Here is a 2,332-nt window from a genome sequence, read left to right as displayed (position 1 = left end):
GCGATCGGGGTGGTGTTCACCTGGGCGACGATCTTCCTGTGCCAGCTGCGGTTGCGGCAGCTGTCCAACAAGGGGGTGGTGCCGCCGAGTTCGTTCCAGGCGCCCGGCTATCCGTGGACCAGTTATGTCGGGTTGGCGTTTTTGGTGCTGGTGCTGGTGGGCATGGCGGTCTCGGGGTGGCAGTCCTCGCCGTACTTCTGGCACAAGACCGACTTCATCGTCGTCGTGATCGGGATCCCGGTGCTGGTGGTGCTGCTCGAGGTGGGCTGGCTGCTGGTCAAATCGCGGGTCATCGAGCACACCGGCGGGCGGATCGGCAGCATCTGGACCGACACCGGACCCCGCTACCCCGACGCATCCACCAGCTCGACCGGAGAGGGCAACTGAGATGGCGCGCACCCTGGCCCTGCGGATCCTGGCCGCCGCGATCGGGATCGCCACCACCGCCACCCTGGCGGCCTGCTCGTCGGGCGGCGGCGGCAGCGCCCCCACCAACAGCGCCACCGGCACCGGCAAGCTGACCATCGGCATCGCCGACGACGAACCGGGGGTGTCCGCCAAGGCCGGCACCGGCTATCAGGGGTTCGACATCGACACCGCCGCCTACATCGCCGGCAAGCTCGACGTCCCGACCGAGAACATCACCTGGAAACCGCTGGACCCCGGTGAGCGCATCGCGGCCCTGGAGAACGGCCAGGTGGACCTCGTGGTCGCCACGTTCTCGATCACCCCGGAACGCGAACAACAGATCAGCTTCTCCAAACCGTACTTCGTGGCGCACCAGGACCTGCTGATCCGCCGCAACGACGACTCGATCACCGGCCCGGAAACCCTGGACGGCAAAACCCTGTGCGCCGCCTCGGGCACCACCTCCGCGGACTACGTCAAGGCGCACTACAAGGGCAAGATCACCCTGCGCGAGGTGCCCACCTTCTCCGAATGCGTGCGCGACCTCGCCAACGGCGACGTCGACGCCGTCTCCACCGACGACCTGATCCTGGCCGGGTTCGCCGCCCAACCCGAATACAAGGGTCTGCTCAAAGTGGTCGGCAAGGGCTTCACCGACGAAACCTACGGCGTCGGCATCAAAAAAGGCGACACCGAAATGGTCGACAAGGTCAACGCCGCCCTGGCCGACTACATCTCCTCCGGCGCCTGGAAGAAATCCCTCGACACCTGGGTCGCACCCTCCGGATACCACGTCCCCAGCCCACCCGCCGTTGGCTGACTCGACACCGCACCGCTGACCCAGCGCACACGGTGCGTAGCGGGTTCTCCGCCGGCTTCACGTCGACCACGTGACCGGCGGAGAAGCCCGCATCGTCGCTCAACGGAAACTCAGGATCTCGTCCCCCCACGCCACCCTGATCTCACGGTCCAGGTCGTCGACCAGGTCATCGTGGCGGTCGATCCGCAGCGTTGCACGATCCCCCGCCGCGTAGCGCCGCCACGGCTCGCCCGCCGGACCGGCGGGCTCGGCGCCGCGCGCGAAGTTCGTCCAGCGGGCGCGCATCCGCCCCGACAGGGCCTCGCCCTGCTTCAACCCGCCGAGCTTGAAGGTGATGTCCCGCGGTCCCATCACCAGGTTGCCCCACACATAGGGCAGCTCGGTCGCGTGCGCCGCCCCCAACCGCAGCAGCCGCAGCATGGGCGTGGTCCAGTCGAACCGGTACAGGTACACCGGCGCCACCGCGGCGTGCCCTTCGGCGAACCACACCGTGGGCATCCGGAAGCCGACGTCGCGGGCGACGTGCAGGCCGCGCACCCGCGTCCGGATGCCGGAGTACGCCGAACCGATCTGGGCCTCCGACGGGATCTGCAGCTCGGGCTGCTCGGCGGCGATCTCCTCGAACATGGCGCGGATGGTCTTGGGCGCGATGGGCATCAGCGGCGATTTCATCCACCGGAACAGCGCGGCCTCGTCGCGGTTGGTGCCGATGATCAGCGGCACCGGATGCGACCGGCCCGCGCGGGCCAGCTTGACCGGATAGTCCGGCACCAGGTCGCCGTCGACGCTCGGCGCGAACGCCAGGGTGCCCGGCGTGGTGTTCGGCACGTGGTCGAAGACGTGCGCGCCCGCCTCGACCAGCGCCTCCACCGGCACGTCGCGGGCCTTCTCGATCCCCACGCCCAGCGTCTGCAGCACCAGCGCGGCGACGGTGCGGCCGCGGGCGAGGTCGTAGATCGAGGTGGCCGGCGAACTCTGGGCAATGGCCCGGTGGAACAACCCCGCCGCGGCAGGCACCGTCAGCAAGGCCGTCACGATCCCTGCGCCCGCGGACTCACCGAACAGCGTCACCTGCTGTGGGTCGCCGCCGAACGCGGCGATGTT

At 69.1% G+C, this 2,332-nt stretch carries 2 protein-coding genes and 1 pseudogene; 2 read left to right on the top strand and 1 reads right to left on the bottom strand.

Annotation, left to right across the window (positions count from 1 at the left end):
• Positions 1-387 (top strand): annotated as a pseudogene (locus VML93_RS37355) (hypothetical protein); the annotation flags it as partial.
• Between the two features lies 1 nt (position 388).
• Positions 389-1,228 (top strand): glutamate ABC transporter substrate-binding protein, encoded by an 840-nt coding sequence (locus tag VML93_RS37350; RefSeq protein ID WP_325618733.1) that lies wholly within the window; start codon positions 389-391, stop codon positions 1,226-1,228.
• A gap of 99 nt (positions 1,229-1,327) precedes the next feature.
• On the opposite strand, the gene VML93_RS37345 is transcribed toward VML93_RS37350, so the two are convergent.
• Positions 1,328-2,332, bottom strand: a 1,005-nt coding sequence (locus VML93_RS37345) for a carboxylesterase family protein (protein WP_325618731.1), incomplete at its 5' end; no start/stop codon positions are given.

It is taken from the genome of Mycobacterium sp. (assembly GCF_035499775.1).
In the GTDB taxonomy this organism is placed as follows: Bacteria; Actinomycetota; Actinomycetes; order Mycobacteriales; family Mycobacteriaceae; genus Mycobacterium.
Note: the sequence above shows the minus strand (reverse complement) of the source record. Positions and strands in the feature narration are given on the sequence as shown.